Source organism: Flavobacterium sp. CAN_S2 (assembly GCF_015752255.1).
Taxonomy (GTDB): domain Bacteria; phylum Bacteroidota; class Bacteroidia; order Flavobacteriales; family Flavobacteriaceae; genus Flavobacterium.
The window spans coordinates 1,144,458-1,163,024 of record NZ_JADOVA010000001.1 but is presented as its reverse complement, the minus strand read 5'-3'; the positions used below and the strand labels follow the sequence as shown (position 1 = coordinate 1,163,024).

General features: G+C 35.1%; 19 protein-coding genes. 6 read left to right on the top strand and 13 right to left on the bottom strand.

Features of this window, described 5'->3' with window-relative positions; all coding sequences use genetic code 11:
• Positions 1-184: 184 nt before the first annotated feature.
• Both IWX80_RS05250 and IWX80_RS05245 read left to right on the top strand, forming a co-directional pair.
• The gene (locus IWX80_RS05250; RefSeq protein WP_196852448.1) at positions 185-544 is read left to right on the top strand and encodes a DUF6864 domain-containing function; all 360 of its coding nucleotides are present in this window, start codon (positions 185-187) and stop codon (positions 542-544) included.
• Positions 537-866: a hypothetical protein gene (locus IWX80_RS05245; protein WP_196852447.1), complete on the top strand. Its 330-nt coding sequence runs from the start codon at positions 537-539 to the stop codon at positions 864-866. Before IWX80_RS05250 ends, IWX80_RS05245 begins: the two co-directional genes overlap by 8 nt.
• A 407-nt stretch (positions 867-1,273) precedes the next feature.
• On the opposite strand, the gene IWX80_RS05240 is transcribed toward IWX80_RS05245, so the two are convergent.
• From IWX80_RS05240 to IWX80_RS05205, 8 genes are read right to left on the bottom strand one after another with little or no spacing between them, the layout of a single operon-like run.
• The gene (locus IWX80_RS05240) at positions 1,274-2,122 is read right to left on the bottom strand and encodes a DUF3078 domain-containing protein (protein WP_196852446.1); all 849 of its coding nucleotides are present in this window, start codon (positions 2,120-2,122) and stop codon (positions 1,274-1,276) included.
• Positions 2,123-2,170: 48 nt separating this feature from the next.
• Positions 2,171-2,686, bottom strand: coding sequence for a DUF2480 family protein (locus tag IWX80_RS05235; RefSeq protein ID WP_196852445.1), 516 nt, complete (start codon positions 2,684-2,686; stop codon positions 2,171-2,173).
• Positions 2,687-2,695: 9 nt separating this feature from the next.
• Complete coding sequence (locus IWX80_RS05230) at positions 2,696-4,528, bottom strand: ABC transporter ATP-binding protein (RefSeq protein ID WP_196852444.1); 1,833 nt, start codon at positions 4,526-4,528, stop codon at positions 2,696-2,698.
• A gap of 1 nt (position 4,529) precedes the next feature.
• On the bottom strand, positions 4,530-4,853 hold the full coding sequence (locus IWX80_RS05225) for an SUF system Fe-S cluster assembly protein (protein ID WP_113636249.1): 324 nt from the start codon (positions 4,851-4,853) through the stop codon (positions 4,530-4,532).
• A gap of 14 nt (positions 4,854-4,867) precedes the next feature.
• On the bottom strand, positions 4,868-5,584 hold the full coding sequence (locus IWX80_RS05220; protein WP_196852443.1) for a hypothetical protein: 717 nt from the start codon (positions 5,582-5,584) through the stop codon (positions 4,868-4,870).
• Between the two features lie 13 nt (positions 5,585-5,597).
• On the bottom strand, positions 5,598-6,017 hold the full coding sequence (locus IWX80_RS05215) for a SufE family protein (protein WP_196852442.1): 420 nt from the start codon (positions 6,015-6,017) through the stop codon (positions 5,598-5,600).
• Between the two features lie 23 nt (positions 6,018-6,040).
• On the bottom strand, positions 6,041-6,472 hold the full coding sequence (locus IWX80_RS05210) for a hypothetical protein (protein WP_196852441.1): 432 nt from the start codon (positions 6,470-6,472) through the stop codon (positions 6,041-6,043).
• Between the two features lie 22 nt (positions 6,473-6,494).
• The gene (locus tag IWX80_RS05205) at positions 6,495-7,709 is read right to left on the bottom strand and encodes an aminotransferase class V-fold PLP-dependent enzyme (RefSeq protein WP_196852440.1); all 1,215 of its coding nucleotides are present in this window, start codon (positions 7,707-7,709) and stop codon (positions 6,495-6,497) included.
• A 235-nt stretch (positions 7,710-7,944) separates the two neighbouring features.
• Here IWX80_RS05205 and IWX80_RS05200 point away from each other — a divergent pair, with 235 nt between their 5' ends.
• On the top strand, positions 7,945-9,291 hold the full coding sequence (locus IWX80_RS05200; RefSeq protein ID WP_196852439.1) for a serine hydrolase domain-containing protein: 1,347 nt from the start codon (positions 7,945-7,947) through the stop codon (positions 9,289-9,291).
• An 88-nt stretch (positions 9,292-9,379) separates the two neighbouring features.
• Here IWX80_RS05200 and sufD read toward each other — a convergent pair whose 3' ends face one another.
• From sufD to IWX80_RS05175, 5 genes are all read right to left on the bottom strand, one after another.
• Positions 9,380-10,696 carry a Fe-S cluster assembly protein SufD gene (sufD, locus tag IWX80_RS05195; protein ID WP_113664805.1) on the bottom strand — a complete coding sequence of 439 codons (1,317 nt, stop codon included), beginning with the start codon at positions 10,694-10,696 and terminating at the stop codon, positions 9,380-9,382.
• 81 nt (positions 10,697-10,777) lie between these two features.
• The gene (gene sufC, locus IWX80_RS05190) at positions 10,778-11,530 is read right to left on the bottom strand and encodes a Fe-S cluster assembly ATPase SufC (protein ID WP_099714056.1); all 753 of its coding nucleotides are present in this window, start codon (positions 11,528-11,530) and stop codon (positions 10,778-10,780) included.
• Between the two features lie 40 nt (positions 11,531-11,570).
• Positions 11,571-11,960: a four helix bundle protein gene (locus IWX80_RS05185; protein WP_196852438.1), complete on the bottom strand. Its 390-nt coding sequence runs from the start codon at positions 11,958-11,960 to the stop codon at positions 11,571-11,573.
• A gap of 70 nt (positions 11,961-12,030) precedes the next feature.
• Entirely contained in the window at positions 12,031-13,479 is a 1,449-nt protein-coding gene (gene sufB / locus IWX80_RS05180; protein ID WP_196852437.1) for a Fe-S cluster assembly protein SufB, read from the bottom strand.
• Between the two features lie 71 nt (positions 13,480-13,550).
• Positions 13,551-13,880: a HesB/IscA family protein gene (locus IWX80_RS05175; protein WP_196852436.1), complete on the bottom strand. Its 330-nt coding sequence runs from the start codon at positions 13,878-13,880 to the stop codon at positions 13,551-13,553.
• Between the two features lie 168 nt (positions 13,881-14,048).
• Between IWX80_RS05175 and IWX80_RS05170 the strand changes: the two genes are divergently transcribed.
• The 3 genes from IWX80_RS05170 (at position 14,049) to IWX80_RS05160 (ending at position 18,551) form a co-directional block, all read left to right on the top strand.
• A complete protein-coding gene (locus tag IWX80_RS05170) occupies positions 14,049-14,909 on the top strand; it encodes an MBL fold metallo-hydrolase (protein WP_196852435.1) in 861 nt (286 codons plus the stop codon).
• Positions 14,910-14,983: 74 nt separating this feature from the next.
• Positions 14,984-16,615, top strand: a complete 1,632-nt coding sequence (locus IWX80_RS05165) for a S8 family peptidase (protein WP_196852434.1) — start codon at positions 14,984-14,986, stop codon at positions 16,613-16,615.
• Between the two features lie 61 nt (positions 16,616-16,676).
• Positions 16,677-18,551 (top strand): M1 family metallopeptidase, encoded by a 1,875-nt coding sequence (locus IWX80_RS05160; protein ID WP_196852433.1) that lies wholly within the window; start codon positions 16,677-16,679, stop codon positions 18,549-18,551.
• Positions 18,552-18,567: the final 16 nt, after the last annotated feature.

Below are 18,567 nucleotides of genomic sequence, written 5' to 3'. Positions count from 1 at the left end.
ACGATAACGATTATTTACAAATAAAAAGTCCATTTGATGATTTGTAAGATAATTATTAAAGTGTATATTTGAATGTAATACGCTATTTAGTAGCACTTATCCACCCAAAATAAGATGTATATGTAATATTTTGTAGCGGCTAAATATAAGTTATGCATCATTTTAAAGAACCTAAATAAATAATATGAGAATAACCTCAGGAAATTATGAAGTGTTTGACTCAGGAACTGTAATTAGTTTTGAACTAGAACCTGTAACATTTCATTTGGCAACAGATTTACAAATTAGATTAGCATTTCGAGACGATACGGAAAAAAAAGATGAGCATAAACTTGAATTTAACTCTGTATCCAATAATGAACTAGAAATAATCTTAGTTAATTTCAATAATCCGTTAGGTACTGGAAACACTGTCCCATTACAAGTTGGAACACTAAACAATAGATTGTTATACCTAAACTTTAGGGTCTATAATTTAAATATTAAGTCAAACAAAACTATTCACTATTGTTGGTATTTAGGAGAGGAGGTAAAAAATGGCTAATCAAATTAATCCCAATCTTCTTAAAGACAAAGTGCTTGCGAAACAAGTTATTGAAAACCAAAACGAACTTGACAAAATAAAAACTGAAAGAGGTTGGCTTGGAAATATATGGGGAAACTCAGAAAAAATACCTAATAATTTAGCAGCTCTATCTATAATTATTTTATTTGCAACAGGCATATATTATACTTATTGTGTTTTAGGTTTGCCATCAGAAAAAATATCACTATCTATTAAAGACTTTTGGGCAATAATAGCACCACTGATTACTTTATCTATTGGTTACTTGTTTGGCGACAAATCGAAGAAAAACGATGCATAACAGCCATTTTGACTAGCTGGAATTTAGTGGAATTATCGTCTCGCATCAAGTTTTCGTTAAGCCGAAAACTAAGCGTTTACGAATCCCACTAGCGCTCGTTTGTCCGCATTCTCTGGTGCTCGTTTGCAACGAGTACCTACTTAAATTAAGAAACAAATTATAGCGTTTGCAACGCGAATCGCTAAAACCGGAGTTTCTTTAAAGGAGTATATTACTGTTTTTTGTAATGTAAATGTCGAACCTTTATGGTAATCTGTTTATATTAGCCGCGTTGCAAACGCTTTATTTAGTTCACACAAGTAAGTAGGTACTCGTTGCAAACGAGCACCAGAGTACAGAGACATTACAGAACAAAAAAAAGACCTTTAGAAATTTCTAAAGGTCTTTTTTTATAAAAATGGATTTTCTTAAAAACCGTAATTAACACCTAATCCAAATACTTCTCTAACCTGAACGGCTTGAATCGAATTGTCATCATAAATGGCTTGTACCGCTACGTTAGCCGACAAGTATTTGTTGATTTTCATGGTGACATTCATTTGGTAATCAACATCAACGTTTTGAGGATTGTCTAAATAATTGGAATATAAATTCAGTCGGTTTTCTACAGATACATTTGTCATGACATTGAATTTATAGTATGCCGTAATACTGGCTCCAAACTCAAATCGAGTTGAATCCCCTTGCAATACTCCAAAAGAAGGACCAAATTCAGTAAAATGAGGATGAACAACAATCAGTTTTGCTGTCGCCGGAGAAAAATTGACACTCAAGTTATTACTTTTCTTCCACAGCATTCCTGGTCCTAACTGGAAATAAGCCGGAGAGAAAAAATGGGATATTTTATCGTCATTTTTGTCTAAACCTGTGTCCATTTGAGTCTTGAAATTAAAAAACATCGAATAGTACCATTGCCCTTTGGCTTTCTTTCCCCAAAGAGAATTCAGTTCCAGACGATCGTCTGTTTTTGCGGTTTTTTCGTCTCCTTTTATTTTGGTTAAACCGTACGCTAAAATAAATTTGTTATCCCAAACGATATCTTCTTTTTTATAATTGAAGTCATAATTCAGTCCAAAATTCCCCGCAATATTCGAAGTTCCACCACCCAGCCATTGCTTATTATAAGCCGATTGATTAAAAAGTAGTGAGATGTTTCCTTTTTTGGTCCAATACTTTATCGTGTCTGTTGCCGTTTCTTGTGCAGCAGCAGAAAGCATTGCAAAAAGAAACACTACAGAAAAAGCTATTTTTTTCATGTTTTTTATTTTAAATACACTGTGTACGTATTCCTAAACGTAAATATATTATCCCTTTTTAGGTGCTTTGTATAATGGAACGGCAGAACATGCTTCGCCATACATTATACTTCGTGCAAAAGGTTGCAAGTAATGCGCTGCTAATACATAAGCCCGCATCGGAACCGGTTTTCTGGAGCATCCTTTTATAATAACAGGCTTATTTTCATAAACCGAATAGTCAATTTTAGGCAACAATTCTTCATACAAAGAAGCATCTAAATCTTCCAAAGTTCCATTGATGATTTTCTTTGCAAATGGCGCTAATTGAATCGCCACCAAAATTGAAGCCCAAGCCGGAACAATAGCATCGGTGCTGCAATGAATGGCGACATATTGATCTTGGTATTGTGACCAATCGTGATTTTTCAACTCCTCTCTAAAGTCTTTTTCTTTCAATAAAAAACCTTCCAAAAGCCATTGCGAAATATCGATTTGCGTACGAATCCCTTTTGGATAATAATCTTCGAGATCGAAAACTTCCAAAACACTATTCGCAACTTTATTTATTATTTCATCTTCCATACCATTTTTTTATAGATAGCCTTCAGCCTGCAGTGTGAACAGTTGGGCATATAATTTTTTATTTTCCATTAACTCATTATGCGTTCCTGATTCTAAGATCTTACCTTCTTGTAAGACTAAAATACGGTCTGCCTGTCTCACAGTGCTAAATCTATGAGAGATTATTACACTGGTTTTATCTTTTATTAATCCTATAAATCGTTCAAAAACTTCGCTTTCAGCTTTGGCATCTAGTGCCGATGTGGGCTCGTCTAGAATCATAACCTCAGCGTTTTTCATGTAAGCCCGCGCCAACGCAATTTTTTGCCATTGTCCTCCGGATAGTTCCTGACCTTTGGCAAATCGTTTTCCTAGTTGTTGATCATAGCCATACTTTAATTCAGAGACAACTTCGTTGGCCAAACTCAATTCAGCCGCTTTTTGTATTCGTTCGTAATCATTAATTTCATCAATTTTGCCAATGGCGATATTTTCTTTCACTGAAAATTCATACTTGAAAAAATCCTGAAAAAGGACTCCAAAATATTCCTGGTAATTGGCCTTATTATATCGATTTATGTTGATGCCATCAAGCAAAATTTCACCCGATGTTGGCTCGTAAAACCGAAGCAGTAATTTAGTAAGTGTTGTTTTTCCAGCACCATTCTGCCCAACGAATGCTATTTTTTCTCCAGCTTTTATAACAAAACTAATGTCTTTTACTATTTGATTATCAGATTCCGGATAAGCAAAATAGACGTTTTTAAATTCAAATCCGATTTTGATTTTTTCTGGCAACGGAACCTCCTTTTCATTTTTATATTCGGACGGAATGTCAAGAAAATCAAAATAATCTTTCAGATACAAAGAGCTTTCGGATATCCGAGTAAATTTCGAAAAAAAATCTCGCAGACTAGTCATTAAACGATTGAAACTCCCGGATAAAAAAGTTAATTCACCAAGTGTAATTCCGCCCGAAAGAACTCTGTAAATTATAAAAACATATGCTGCATAATAACTAATTGATCCTAAAACATTAAATAAAAACCCATAGCTGGAACGTTTTACAACGAGCGATTTATTTAATTTAAAATAGCGCGTTGCAAGGGTTTCAAATCTTTCGACCAGAAAGCTAGTTAATCCAAAAAGCTTAATTTCCTTTGCCGTTTTATCATTAGCGCCAATAAATCTAAGGTAATCCAATTCCCTTCTTTCGGAAGTCCAGCTTCTAGCCAGCGAATATTGTTGTTGACTGAAACGTACTTCGTTAATAAAAGACGGAAAAATGCTTAAAACTAATAAGACAATTAAATAAGGTTCAAAATAAATCAATCCTATTACAAGCGAAAAGATAGAAATCGTAGTTTGCGCCTGACCTAAAACATTCGACATTAAATCGACACGACCTGCCGTTTGCGTTCTTGCTCGGTCAAGCTTGTCGTAAAATTCAGAATTTTCCAGCAGACTAATATCGATTTCATTAGTCTTTTTGATAATTTTAATCGAACTATTGATATTGTACTGATCTCCAAGAATTCCATCGGTAAGTGAAATTGCCCGACCTACCAAATCAGATAACACGACGAGTATAAACTCTATTGCTACAGAATGCCATAGCGTAGAATAATCCTTTTCGCCGTGTGTTGTAATTTGGATGATGGCATCAAAAATGAGTTTTCCAACCCATAAAATTGCAACGGGCAACAAAGCCGCAACGATTCTGCAAAAAGCTGATGTCAAGAATAACGTCTTGTTAGTACGCCAAATTTCTTTGAAAAAGCGGGGTATAAAAAAAAGCGAATCAAAAGAAGATTTTAGTCCAATTTTTTGATCGTTTAAAGATTTGGGTTGAGTCCGCGCCATTTTAAAGCATTCCCAATTCTAATTTTGCTTCCTCGCTCATTAAATCTTTGCTCCAAGGCGGATCAAAAGTGATTTCTACTTCAGCATCTTTTACATTCTCTAATGATTTTACTTTTTCTTCTACTTCTCTTGGTAAACTCTCTGCAACGGGGCAGTTGGGAGAGGTAAGCGTCATCAGGATTTTTACTTCATAATCCGTATTGACCATCACGTCATAAATCAATCCTAATTCGTAAATATCTACAGGAATCTCCGGATCGTAAATAGTCTTTAATATTTTTACGATTGATTCTCCTAATTCTGTGGTGTCTATTTCTTGTGTCATAATTTTAAATTTTGTTATTCGTAAGTAACTGATATTAATGTAAATGTGTCAAATATGGAAACGATTTCACCAACTCCAAAATCATTATTTGAAAAGATAATATCAGGGGTGATTTTATTATTGTATTTTTTGTCTAAAGTAACCACATTCGTTTGAATACCTTTGCTGTTCTGAAAAGTGTAAGTTCCTAAACTTTTATCGTCATTTATAAAGTTGATCTTTTTTAATTGTGAATCAAACGATTTTGTGTAATTTATTCTAGGATAGTTAGTATGTATTTTTTTTTCATTGTAATCAACAACAACATTGAATTTAAATGGACTATAATTTCCTCCAAAATATTTTTTAAAAATTTCGATTAAAGCCTTATTTCCTCTCGTGAAAGATAGCTTTGTTTTATTCTTTTTTAACTCATAGCTCCCCTCTATCGTATGAGTTGTATGGTATAAATTGCTTTCTAGTATTTTTTTATCTTCGGTATTAAAATTTTTAATTTCAAGAAATCCAATAATTTTTGTCGAATCAGACGGACTTTTTACTTTTGAAAATTTTAATTTCGGATATTCAGCTTTGAGTAATAATGTGTCCGCATATACTTTGTCATTTTCAATTAAAAAGTTCGATTTTTGTTCATAAACAAATTTTATCTTTGAATATTTTTCCGGGATTACTGTTTGTGAGAAAACAATATTACATGCTAAAATTATTAATGTAAAAAATATTTTTTTCATACGAATAGCAAAATTAATTCTTTGCATTGAACGCCAAAGCATACATTTTTATATTTTTTATCATCGATACCAATCCGTTAGCTCGCGTTGGCGATAAATGTTCTTTCAAGCCTATTTCGTCAATAAAACTCATGTCGGCTTCGAGAATATCAGATGCTTTTTGATTGGAAAAAGTCCGAATTAATATCGCAATAATTCCTTTGGTCAAAATGGCATCACTATCGGCAGTGAAAACAATTTTGTCATCCGTTTGTTCTCCTTGCAACCACACTTTTGACTGGCAGCCTTTAATCAGATTGTTTTCGGTTTTGAATTCTTCTTTGATTAAAGGAAGTTTTTTTCCCAATTCGATGATGTATTCATAACGCTCCATCCAGTCGTCAAACATGGAGAACTCATCAACAATTTCCTCTTGTATCTCTTTAATTTTCATATTATGCTGAATTTATTTCAGTTTTATTCTTTAGCTAATGACGTTATCGTATTCACTAATTTCTTGATTTCTTTTGGCGGAAAACCATGATCAAAACTATTCGTTTCATAGGCTTTTTCCTTGAAGGTGATTTTCAAATTCGCGATAGCCGCACCGTCATAAAAACGTTTTTCGGTTGGTGCTTTTAATTTGGATAAACTATCCAATTCCACCTTTTTAAAACAATCCACTAATTCTTTCCAATCGGCATCCGAAATTTTCGTTGGTACCGGTTTATCATTTCCGTCTCTGTCTTTTGAAACCGTCAGCATCTGATTTTTTACTGTTATTTTTTGATAAAAACCTCTAGTGTTGGCTGTGTATTCAATAACAGCGGTTTCAATATCTTGAGCTTTGGCGCTATCGCAACCGTTGCCTAGAAAAATTGTCAGAAATAATAAGGATAGAATTTTCATGTGTTGATATTTTTAATTTTATTTAGGACAACATGAGTTGCGCTTTTTTAATAGCTTCAACCATAACATCAATTTCTTCTTTGGTATTATAAAAAGCAAATGATGCTCGTATCGTTCCCGGAATATTAAAGAAATTCATAATGGGTTGCGCGCAATGATGGCCTGTTCGTACTGCTATTCCTAATTTGTCAATTATGGTGCCAATATCGTACGGATGAATTCCTTCAATGTTAAACGAAATTACGGAAGTTTTTTCTTTGGCGGTGCCAAAAATCTTTAAACCTTCAATTTCCAATAATCGTTTCGTTCCGTGTTCCAGTAATTCTTTTTCTTGCTGTTGAATGTTGTCAAAACCAACTTCATTCATATAATCAATGGCAGTTCCAAGCACAATTCCGCCTGCAATATTTGGCGTTCCGGCTTCAAATTTATGAGGCAATTCAGCATAAGTAGTTTTCTCGAAAGTCACTTCTTTGATCATTTCACCTCCACCTTGATAGGGCGGTAATTTATTCAACCACGCTTCTTTTCCGTATAAAATTCCGGTTCCTGTTGGCCCACATATTTTATGTCCTGAAAAAACGTAAAAATCACAATCCAATTCCTGAACATCAGGTTTCAAATGTGGAACAGCTTGCGCTCCGTCAATCAAAATCGCTGCGCCAACTTCATGCGCTTTGTCAATCATGTATTTAATTGGATTGACTGTTCCAAGAGCATTCGAAATGTGATTTACGGTAACAATCTTAGTTTTATCCGAAAGTAATTTGTCATACTCTGACATAATCAGTTCGCCGTCAAGATTCATTGGAATCACGCGCAAAGTCGCTCCCGTTTTCTCGCACAACATTTGCCAAGGCACAATATTGCTGTGGTGTTCCAATGCCGAAACTAAAACTTCATCACCTGGTTTCAAAATCGAAGCAAATCCATTAGTAACTAAATTGATTCCATGCGTTGTTCCCGAAGTAAAAAGTACTTCATGAGCAAATTTTGCATTGATGTGATTTTGAAGTTTACCGCGTGAAATCTCGTACGCATCAGTTGCTAATTGACTTAACGTGTGAACGCCGCGATGAATATTAGCGTTGATTTCCTGATAATATTTTGAAATCGCATCAATCACCACTTGTGGTTTTTGCGAAGTGGCTCCGTTATCGAAATAAACCAATGGTTTTCCGTTTACTTTTTGTGAAAGAATAGGGAAGTCGGCTCTAATTTTATTAATATCTAACATGTGTCTGCTTTTTTTTAATGTTTTATTGGTCTGAAATAAAGCCAATAGTCAACATTTTTTTAGAGAAACTAATTTGGAATTAGCTCTTCATTATTTAGAATTTTTCTAAATACAAAAGTAGTGAAATTGGAATTAATTTTTGGCAAACACTTGTTAATAAAACTTGATTTTCTGAATTCGGTATCGGTTCAAAAATGTGGTTCTTTTTTATTAAATTGCTTCAAATTAATTCTCTATGAAAAAATTCTTCAAGTTCGTTGGTTTTGCTTCTTTTATCGGAATCTTTTATGTTGGGTTCACTACTTATCCAAAACTGGATTTAATTTCTGGCTTTTCAGCCAAAAGTATCGCTTCAGGACATTTTATTGATAATCGTTCGCAAGAAATGATTGAGAAAGGCGACAATGATATCGACATGATTGATTTGGCCAAAAATAATATTGAAGATGCCGGAAAGTTTGCCGTTGCTTCGGTTTATGGTTTGAAAGAACGAAAAGCAATTTACCGCGAAGGTTTGGGAGCGACTTTAATCAATGATGATTTTGATGTGTCAAAACCGTATTTGGTTCCCAAAAGAACAAAGTTGAATAACAATTTACCTTTTCCGTATGGAAATAAGGAACCTAAAGACACCATTTTTGCTAATGTTGATTATACTAAATTGAATGCGGCTGTCGCCAATGCTTTTGATGCAAAAGGAGAATTGAAAAAGAGAACGCGTTCCCTTTTAGTGATTTATAAAGACAAAATCATTGCCGAAAAGTATGATACTGGTTTCGATAAAAATAGTAAAATTCTGGGTTGGTCTATGACCAAAAGCATTACCAGCGCTATGTTTGGAATTTTGGAGAAACAAAGAAAATTTGATATTGATGCTCCTGCTCCAATCCCAGAATGGGCAAACGACGAACGAAAATTGATAACCACAAATGATTTGCTCCACATGAATTCCGGTTTACAATGGGTGGAGAATTACAGCACAATCTGCGATGCTACAAAAATGCTTTTTCAAGCCGAGGATATGACGCGTTCCCAACTTGAGAAACAAGCGGAGCATAAACCCAACACGAGATGGAATTACTCATCAGGAACGACGAATTTACTTTCTGGAATTTTACGCAAGCAGTTCAAAACGCATCAAGAATATTTAGATTTTTGGTACACAGATTTAATAGATAAAATAGGAATGAACTCTATGGTAATCGAAACAGATATGGCTGGAAATTATGTCGGTTCATCCTACGGTTGGGCTACAACACGTGATTGGTCTAAATTTGGTTTACTGTATTTACATAACGGCAATTGGAACGGGGAACAAATTTTCAATGAAGGTTGGGCAAAATATACAGCAACACCTACGAATACGTCAGACGGAAGATACGGTGCTCATTTTTGGCTTAATGCTGGTGGCACGTTTCAAGATGTTCCAAAGGATATGTATTATTGCAGCGGTTTTCAGGGGCAAATGGTGGCAATTATTCCGTCACTTGATTTAGTGATTGTTCGAATGGGTTTAAAAGAAGATCCTAATTTTGATTTTAATGGGATGTTGAAAGGAATAATTGAAAGTGTGAAGAAATAATCATATTAATAAAAAATCTTGTCATATTAAAAAACCCTGTCAGAGTTCAAAACTCTGACAGGGTTGCTATTTAACTTCTTGAATTGGATTACAAATCAAATCCCAATTTCACGCCTAATTTTGTAGCGATAATTTTGGTGATGCGTTGTTTTAATTCTGGTATTTTGATGTTTTCGATAACGGCATTCGAGAACGCATACATCAATAACGCCTTGGCTTCTTTTTTAGGGATTCCGCGTTGTTGCATGTAGAACATTGCGGTTTCGTCTAATTGTCCAACGGTACAACCGTGAGAACATTTTACGTCATCAGCAAAAATCTCCAATTGTGGTTTTGCATTTATTGTTGCTTTGTCGCTCAATAAAATGTTATTGCTTTTTTGGAACGCATTCGTTTTTTGAGCATCTTTTTCCACATAGACTTTTCCGTTGAAAACTCCCGTAGAACGATCGGAATAAATTCCTTTATAATCTTGAAAACTTTCGCAATTTGGAGCCGCATGTTTCACTAATGTATAATGATCTACGTGTTGTTTTTCGCCAATAATCGTGATTCCGTTTAACGTACTTGTCAATCGTTCCCCAAAGTGATAAAAATTCAAGTTGTTTCTCGTTAAGTTTCCTCCAAAAGAGAAGGTGTGAACCGAAACGTGGCTTTCTTTTTGTTGAGAAACGTAGGTGTTATCTATTAAATTCGCTTCAAGCGTATCGTTTTGAATTTTGTAATAATCAACGATAGCGCGTTTTTGAGCAAAAATCTCGGTAACAGAATTCGTTAACACAGGATTTTCGTTTAAACTTTGATGACGCTCAATAATTTGAACATGAGAATTCTCCCCCACAATCACCAAGTTTCTTGGCTGAACCAAAAGAGCCGCTTCATTCCCTGTTGAGAAATACATGATTTCAATAGGCTTATCTGCCACTTTGCTTTTTGGAATGTTGATATATGCTCCTTCAATAGCGAAAGCCGTATTCAAGGAAGTCAGACTTTCGTCTTTGTTGGCAATTTGGTTAAAATAAGTATCAATAACCATTTTGTATTTTGGTTTAGTCAATGCCGATGACATCAAGCAAACATCAATTCCTTCGTGTGTGGTTGACGATAAATGCGAACTGAAAACGCCATCGATAAACACTACTTTATAGGTGTCTATTTCGTGTAAAAAGTATTTTTTTACGTGGTTGAATTCAACTGCATTTTCTTGTTTTGGAAAAACGGTAAAGTCATTTTTTAAGATGGCATTTAGCGAAGTGTATTTCCAAGCTTCGTCTTTTTTGGTTGGGAAACCTTTATTTTCAAAGTTTTTTATGGCGGCGGTTCGCACGTCATGAAGTTCAGAGTGAACATCCACACGCTCTTCGAAAGCCATAAAAGACGATAGTAATTTTTCTTTTAATTCCATTTTTATATTGTTTAAAGTTTAAGGTTTAAAAGTTTAAAGTTATCTCGAGGCAACTTTAAACTTTAAACTTCAAACAAAATTTTAAGCTTCTTGTTCTTGTTTAATCCAGTCGTATCCTTTTTCTTCCAGTTCGTGTGCTAGTTCTTTTCCACCGGATTTTACAATTTTTCCGTTGTATAGTACGTGAACGAAATCAGGAACGATATAATCTAATAAACGCTGGTAGTGCGTAATCACTACGATTGCATTTTTGTCGCTTTTTAGTTTGTTAACACCATTTGCAACAATACGTAAGGCATCAATATCAAGTCCAGAATCAGTTTCATCAAGAATAGCCAGTTTTGGTTCTAACATCGCCATTTGGAAAATTTCGTTACGTTTTTTCTCTCCACCTGAAAAACCTTCGTTTAGAGAACGAGACAAAAATTTACGGTCAATTTCTAATAATTCTGATTTTTCACGAATGACTTTTAGCATTTCATTAGCAGGCATTTCTTCCTGACCGTTTGCTTTGCGTGTTTCGTTGATGGCAGTTCTCATGAAGTTGGTAACTGAAACTCCCGGAATTTCCACTGGATATTGGAACGAAAGAAAAACGCCTTTATGCGCTCTTTCTTCTGGTGCCAATTCAGAAAGGTCTTCTCCGTCTAAAGATATTTCACCTTCGGTTACTTCGTAGTTTTCATTTCCTGCGATGATGGAAGCCAATGTACTTTTTCCAGCACCGTTTGGTCCCATAATCGCGTGAATTTCTCCTGCTTTTACTTCAAGATTGATTCCTTTTAATATTTCTTTGTCACCTATCGAGGCGTGTAAATTTTTTATACTTAACATGTTTTCTTTGTTTAAAGTTTAAAGTTTAAAGTTCTCGTGTTTACTGAAACTTGGTGCCTTTAAAATCTTTCTTGTTTAAATATGATATAAAATTGTTTATTTTTCCACTTAAATTTTCGAAGTCAGTTTTTAAAATTTCAAACTTTTCTTCATTGATATAATTGTAATCCAAAACTCGGTATAATTGCGACCTTGTTTCTCCAGCGGATCCTTTTGCGATGGACAAAAACTGTCTAAATTCTAAATTTCCGTTTCTTTCAAAACCTTCAGCAATATTATCCATTACTGAGCCTGATGATGCTTTTATTTGATCTTTAAATCTGAAATCATTTTTTAAATCTGATTCTAAAGCAATATTATGAATTTCTTTAGCTAATCGTCGAGCCTCTTTCCAAATTTCTAAATCTTCAAACCTAGTTATTGTCGCCATTTATTTTTGTTTAAGGTTTAAAGTTAATCATAAGTTGCTCAACTTTAAACCTTAAACTTTAAACAAATTTTTATCCTACAGATCCTTCTAACGAAATTTCTAATAATTTTTGTGCTTCTACGGCAAATTCCATTGGCAACTTATTCAATACATCTTTACTGAAACCGTTTACGATTAAGGCAATTGCTTTTTCGGTTGGAATTCCACGTTGGTTGCAATAGAAAACTTGGTCTTCGCCAATTTTACTTGTCGTAGCTTCATGTTCTATTTTTGCCGATGGATTTTTACTTTCGATGTAAGGGAAAGTATGCGCGCCACAATTATTTCCCATTAATAGAGAGTCACATTGCGAAAAGTTTCTGGCGTTATCTGCGTTTGGTGAAATTCGGACCAAACCACGGTAACTGTTTTGTGATCTTCCCGCAGAAATTCCTTTAGAAATAATAGTCGATTTAGTGTTTTTACCTAAATGAATCATTTTTGTTCCTGTATCGGCTTGTTGGAAATTATTGGTAACAGCAATCGAATAAAATTCTCCTGTTGAATTGTCTCCTTTTAATATAACAGAAGGATATTTCCAAGTTATGGCAGAACCTGTTTCTACTTGTGTCCAAGAAATTTTTGCATTTTTCTCGCAAATTCCTCTTTTAGTCACAAAATTATAAACACCACCTTTTCCTTCTTTGTTTCCAGGATACCAGTTTTGTACGGTTGAATATTTGATTTCCGCATCGTCCAAAGCAATTAATTCTACTACAGCAGCGTGTAGTTGATTTTCATCACGACTTGGAGCAGTACAACCTTCCAAATAAGAAACATAACTACCTTCATCAGCAACTAATAATGTTCTTTCGAATTGTCCCGTTCCCGCTTGATTAATTCTGAAATAAGTTGAAAGTTCCATTGGGCAACGAACGCCTTTTGGAATATAACAGAAAGATCCATCAGAGAAAACTGCTGAGTTTAGTGCCGCATAAAAGTTGTCTTTTTGCGGTACAACTGTTCCTAAATATTTACGAACTAATTCTGGATGCTCTTTGATGGCTTCAGAAATACTCATGAAGATAATTCCTTTTTCGCCTAATGTTTTCTTGAATGTAGTCGCTACTGAAACTGAATCCACAACGATATCCATCGCTACATTATTCATCATTTTTTGCTCATCGACAGAGATGCCTAACTTTTTGTACATTTCTAAAAGTTCCGGATCTACATCGTCCAATGTTTTATTGGGGTCTACCGCTTTAGGAGCTGAATAATAGGAAATGGCCTGAAAATCAGGTTTGGTATAATGCACATTTGCCCATTCTGGCTCTGTCATTTGCTCCCAAGCACGAAAAGCCTCCAAACGCCAATCCGTCATCCATTGTGGCTCTCCTTTTTTGTGCGAAATAGCGCGAACGATATCTTCATTTAAACCAATAGGAAACGTTTCCGATTCTAATTCGGTGTAAAATCCGTATTCGTATTCTTTAGTTTCGAGTTCGATTTTTAAGTCGTCTTCTGTATATTTGCTCATTCTGATTTAAAGATTTAAAGATTTAAAAATTCAAAAATTGAATATTAAACTTTATTATTGATGTCTAAATATTAAAGAGAGAAACTCTCTCCACAACCACATGTTCTATTGGCATTAGGATTATTGAAAACAAACCCTTTACCATTAATTCCTCCTGAGAATTCTAATATTGTCCCGGCTAAGTACAGAAAAGATTTTTTTTCAACAGCGATAGTGATATCGTTGTCTACAAAAATTTTATCGTCTTCGCTTTTTGTTTTATCAAATTTTAAATCATAAGACAATCCAGAACATCCGCCGCTTTTTACACCCACTCTTACGTAGTCGATTGCAGCGTCAAAACCATCATCTTGCATTAAATCGATGATTTTTTTTCTTGCTGTGTCAGAAACTTTTATCATAGCTTATATTGATTTTGTCTAAATTAAGGACAAAGATAGTGTATAAAATGCTTTTTCCATAATTGATAACATTTTTATAACCAATGTAAAAATAGAAAAAAGCTATTTGAAACCGTAAAAAGCATTTGAATTCCTTAACTTTGAGGCCTCTCAAAAAACAGAAAAACCATGAAACTATATCCCATAGAAACCGGAAATTTTAAACTCGATGGCGGCGCTATGTTCGGCGTGGTGCCAAAAACCATTTGGAATAAAACCAATCCTGCCGATGAAAATAACCTGATTGATATTGCGGCACGCTGTTTATTAATTGAAGACGGCAACCGATTGATTCTGATTGATACCGGAATGGGCAACAAGCAATCTGAGAAATTTTTTGGGTATTACTCGCTTTGGGGAACACATTCCATGGATAAATCGTTAGCTAAATACGGTTTTCATCGCGACGATATCACGGATGTTTTTATGACACATTTGCATTTTGACCATTGTGGTGGAAGCGTACAATGGAATAAAGATAAAACAGGATACGAACCGGCTTTTAAAAATGCAAAATTCTGGTCTAATGAAAATCACTGGGAATGGGCAACAAAACCAAATCCCAGAGAAAAAGCATCGTTTTTATCCGAAAATATTTTGCCGATGCAGGAAAGTGGGCAGCTGAATTTTATCCAAAGACCCGAAGGAGATTTTCTTTCAACATCAGAACTGGGTTTTGGCATCTTCTTTGCTGATGGACATACCGAAAAGCAAATGATTCCGCACATTCAATATAAGGGCAAGACAATAGTTTTTTGCGCTGATTTATTGGCAACAGCCGGGCATATTCCTATTCCATATGTGATGGGATATGATACCCGACCGTTGTTGACGATGCCGGAAAAAGAAAAATTCATGAATGCAGCTGCTGATAACAATTATTATTTGTTTTTGGAACACGATGCACACAATGAAATCATAACCGTACAAAAAACCGAAAAGGGAGTTCGCTTGGCGGAAGTTTTCACCTGCGAACAAATCTTAACATAGTGTTAATCATAACGCCTTTTGTAACAAAAAAAATTATTTTAGACAAATATTTCAAATTAACAAAAACATTTTCGATGAATACCATTAAACCTATTTACATTTCTGCTTTTGCACTTCTAGCATTAGTAGGATGTAGCGCTTCAAAACAAGTTTCCACTACTTCTAATTCTGGACTGGTTGCGATAAGCGCTCCTTTGAATATCACTAAAAAATCGCCTATTACTGAAAACGATTTAAAGCGTTGGAGTCATTTAGACATTGTAACTGATACCATTCCTGGAATGAGTGTTGATAAGGCTTACGCCGAATTATTAAAAGGTAAAACTGGCGTTCCGGTTATTGTTGGGATCGTAGATTCTGGTGTGGATATTGAACACGAAGATTTGAAATCAGTGCTTTGGACCAATACGAAAGAAATTGCCGGAAACGGAATCGACGATGACAAAAACGGATATATCGATGATATTCATGGATGGAATTTTCTTGGAGACAGTACCAAAGAAAATTTGGAATACGAAAGAATCATCAAAGATAAAACTCTAGTTGATGACGCTACATATCAAGCGGCGAAAGCATTAAATGATAAAAAAGTGGCTGATGCATCTACAGGAAAAGTACGTTCAGAGCAAATGCTAGAAACTATTGCTACAGGTGATGCTATTTTAGTAAAGCATTTTGGCAAACCCGTTTATACAATTGAAGAGGTAAATGCAATTGTTTCGCAAGAACCGGCAACACAAAAAAGTAAAGCGGCTATGCAACAAATGCTTTCTTATGGATTGCCAGTAGCGGAACTAAAAGTGGCTGTTCAAAAACAATTAGACGGTCAAATTGCGCTTATCAATGGAGATCATTTAAAAACAGATTACCGTAAAGTAGTAGGTGATAATCCAAATGATATTACCGATACTAAATACGGAAACAACAATGTGATGGGACCAGACAAGAACGAAATTCTTCATGGAACTCACGTTGCCGGAATTGTTGCTCAAAGCAGAAACAACGTTTTAGGTGGTGATGGTGTTGCTAATAACGTTCAAATCCTTACCGTTCGTGCAGTGCCAGATGGTGATGAGTATGATAAAGATATTGCACTTGGAATTCGTTATGCAGTTGATAATGGTGCCAAAGTAATCAACGGAAGTTTTGGAAAAAGTTTCTCTCCACACAAGCAATGGGTTTATGATGCTATAAAATATGCTGAGAAAAAAGATGTATTAATCGTTCACGCAGCGGGTAATGATGCAAAAGACATTGACTTTGCTGAAAATTTTCCTAACGATTCTGAAGATAAAGTAACTGAGTTTGCTGATAATTTAATCACAATTGGTGCTTTGAATTTTGAATACGGAAATAAAGTTGTGGCTCGTTTTTCTAATATTGGAAAAATTAATGTTGACGTTTTTGCTCCTGGAGTAAAAATCTATGCTACTACGCCAAACAATAAATATCAGTACCTAAAAGGAACTTCAATGGCTGCGCCAAATGCTGCGGGAGTTGCTGCATTGATTCGTTCGTATTACCCAAAATTATCTGCTCAACAAGTGAAACATATTTTGATGGATTCAGGAGTTGCTATTACAACTGATGTTGTTGTAGGCGGAAAAGCAAATGATATTCGTCCTTTTAGTGCTTTATCGCAATCAGGAAAAATAGTAAATGCTTACAACGCATTACTGATGGCAGAAAAAATGTCTAAAAAATAACAGTTCAAATATTCATCAATGGAAGGGCAATTTGTCCTTCCATTTTTTATTTTTAACCTATATGAAAAAACTACTTTTATTATCTTTTCTTACTTTAAGCTTTGGAAGTCTATTGGCTCAAAACACTTCGTATTGGCAGCAACATGCCGATTACAAAATGGATGTAACAATGGATGTGAAAAATTATGAATACAAAGGCAAGCAAGAGTTGGTTTATACCAATAATTCTCCTGATACTTTAAGAAAAGTATATTACCACCTTTATAATAACGCATTTCAACCCGGAAGTGAGATGGATGCTAGAATCCAAAGTATTAGAGATCCGGACGCAAGAATGGTCACTAAGATAAAAGTGGGCGAGAATGAATGGAAACAAAGTCGAATCAAAACCTTGAAACCTAATGAAACGGGGTATTTGAATATTACTAATTTTACACAAGATGGTGTTAGCGCTACCGTAGAAGCAGTTGGTACGATTCTGGAAGTTACTTTGGCTAAGCCGATATTGCCAAATTCTAAAACTACTTTTAAGTTGGATTTTGACGGTCAGGTTCCACTTCAAATTCGTCGTTCTGGAAGAAATAATGCTGAAGGAGTAGAATTATCAATGGCGCAATGGTATCCAAAAATTGCCGAATTTGATTTTGAAGGATGGCATGCAGATCCTTATATTGCCAGAGAATTTCATGGTGTTTGGGGAAATTTTGACGTGAATATTACCATTGATGCAGCATACGTTTTAGGCGGTACGGGTTATTTACAAAACAAAAACGAAATAGGTCACGGATATCAGGATCCAGGCGTAGTGGTAACACTTCCTAAAGGAACTAAAACACTGACTTGGCATTTTAATGCACCCATGGTTCATGATTTTACTTGGGCAGCTGACAAAGAGTACATTCACGATGTGGTGAAAGGACCTAATAATGTCGACTTGCATTTCTTGTATAAAAACAATCCAAAATTCATTGAAAACTGGAAAAACTTACAGCCAAAAACTGCTCAGTTAATGGCGTTTTACAATAAAACAGTTGGAGATTATCCGTACAAACAATACTCTGTAATTCAAGGTGGTGATGGCGGAATGGAATATGCCATGTGTACTTTAATTTTAGGACAAGGAAGTTTTGAAGGATTATTAGGCGTAACCGCGCACGAAATGGCGCACTCTTGGTTCCAGCATGTATTGGCTTCCAATGAATCAAAACACGGTTGGATGGACGAAGGTTTTACTTCATTCCTGGAAGATTTAGGAATGAATGAAATTGCAGATAAAAAAGTAGAAAACCCATTTACGGGAGCGTATGCCGGATATTTTTCAATGGTAAATTCTGGTAAGGAATTGCCACAAACTACACATGCAGATCGTTTTGACGAAAACAGAGTGTACAGCATCACTTCATATAGCAAAGGAGAACTTTTCCTGACACAATTAATGTATTTGATAGGGAAAGAAAATCTGATGAAAACTTTAAAAAAGTATTACAGCGATTTTAAATTTAAACATCCTACGCCAAATGATATCAAAAGATCTGCCGAAAGAATTACGGGAGCAAATCTGGATTGGTACTTGACGGATTGGACTCAAACCACAAACACTATTGATTACGGTATCAGAGAGCCACGAGATATTGGTGAAAAAACGATTGTAACATTAGAAAGAATAGGCAGAATGCCAATGCCAATTGATTTGTTAGTGGAATATACAGATGGAACAATGGAGAGTTTTTACATTCCATTGCGCATGATGAGTTTCGAAAAAGAAAATCCGAATCCTGCCATAAAAAGAACGGTTTTAGGCGATTGGGCTTGGGCCTATCCTACAATGGAATTCATGATTGCGAAACCAAAAAGCGCCATTAAGAAAATCACTATCGACCCAAGTAGCTTAATGGCTGATATTAAGAAGGAGAACAATACCTATGAATTGAAGTAATATTTAAAAACCAGAA

Bases quoted from the DNA above. Each gene is read 5' to 3' on its own strand.
- IWX80_RS05225 (WP_113636249.1), bottom strand. From the start codon at position 4,853: ATGACACAAGAAATAGACACCACAGAATTAGGAGAATCAATCGTAAAA.
- IWX80_RS05165 (WP_196852434.1), top strand. From the start codon at position 14,984: ATGAATACCATTAAACCTATTTACATTTCTGCTTTTGCACTTCTAGCA.
- IWX80_RS05200 (WP_196852439.1), top strand. From the start codon at position 7,945: ATGAAAAAATTCTTCAAGTTCGTTGGTTTTGCTTCTTTTATCGGAATC.
- IWX80_RS05160 (WP_196852433.1), top strand. From the start codon at position 16,677: ATGAAAAAACTACTTTTATTATCTTTTCTTACTTTAAGCTTTGGAAGT.
- IWX80_RS05205 (WP_196852440.1), bottom strand. From the start codon at position 7,709: ATGTTAGATATTAATAAAATTAGAGCCGACTTCCCTATTCTTTCACAA.
- sufD (WP_113664805.1), bottom strand. From the start codon at position 10,696: ATGGAATTAAAAGAAAAATTACTATCGTCTTTTATGGCTTTCGAAGAG.
- IWX80_RS05185 (WP_196852438.1), bottom strand. From the start codon at position 11,960: ATGGCGACAATAACTAGGTTTGAAGATTTAGAAATTTGGAAAGAGGCT.
- IWX80_RS05170 (WP_196852435.1), top strand. From the start codon at position 14,049: ATGAAACTATATCCCATAGAAACCGGAAATTTTAAACTCGATGGCGGC.
- IWX80_RS05250 (WP_196852448.1), top strand. From the start codon at position 185: ATGAGAATAACCTCAGGAAATTATGAAGTGTTTGACTCAGGAACTGTA.
- IWX80_RS05235 (WP_196852445.1), bottom strand. From the start codon at position 2,686: ATGGAAGATGAAATAATAAATAAAGTTGCGAATAGTGTTTTGGAAGTT.
- sufB (WP_196852437.1), bottom strand. From the start codon at position 13,479: ATGAGCAAATATACAGAAGACGACTTAAAAATCGAACTCGAAACTAAA.
- IWX80_RS05240 (WP_196852446.1), bottom strand. From the start codon at position 2,122: ATGAAAAAAATAGCTTTTTCTGTAGTGTTTCTTTTTGCAATGCTTTCT.
- sufC (WP_099714056.1), bottom strand. From the start codon at position 11,530: ATGTTAAGTATAAAAAATTTACACGCCTCGATAGGTGACAAAGAAATA.
- IWX80_RS05175 (WP_196852436.1), bottom strand. From the start codon at position 13,880: ATGATAAAAGTTTCTGACACAGCAAGAAAAAAAATCATCGATTTAATG.
- IWX80_RS05215 (WP_196852442.1), bottom strand. From the start codon at position 6,017: ATGAAAATTAAAGAGATACAAGAGGAAATTGTTGATGAGTTCTCCATG.
- IWX80_RS05210 (WP_196852441.1), bottom strand. From the start codon at position 6,472: ATGAAAATTCTATCCTTATTATTTCTGACAATTTTTCTAGGCAACGGT.
- IWX80_RS05245 (WP_196852447.1), top strand. From the start codon at position 537: ATGGCTAATCAAATTAATCCCAATCTTCTTAAAGACAAAGTGCTTGCG.
- IWX80_RS05220 (WP_196852443.1), bottom strand. From the start codon at position 5,584: ATGAAAAAAATATTTTTTACATTAATAATTTTAGCATGTAATATTGTT.
- IWX80_RS05230 (WP_196852444.1), bottom strand. From the start codon at position 4,528: ATGGCGCGGACTCAACCCAAATCTTTAAACGATCAAAAAATTGGACTA.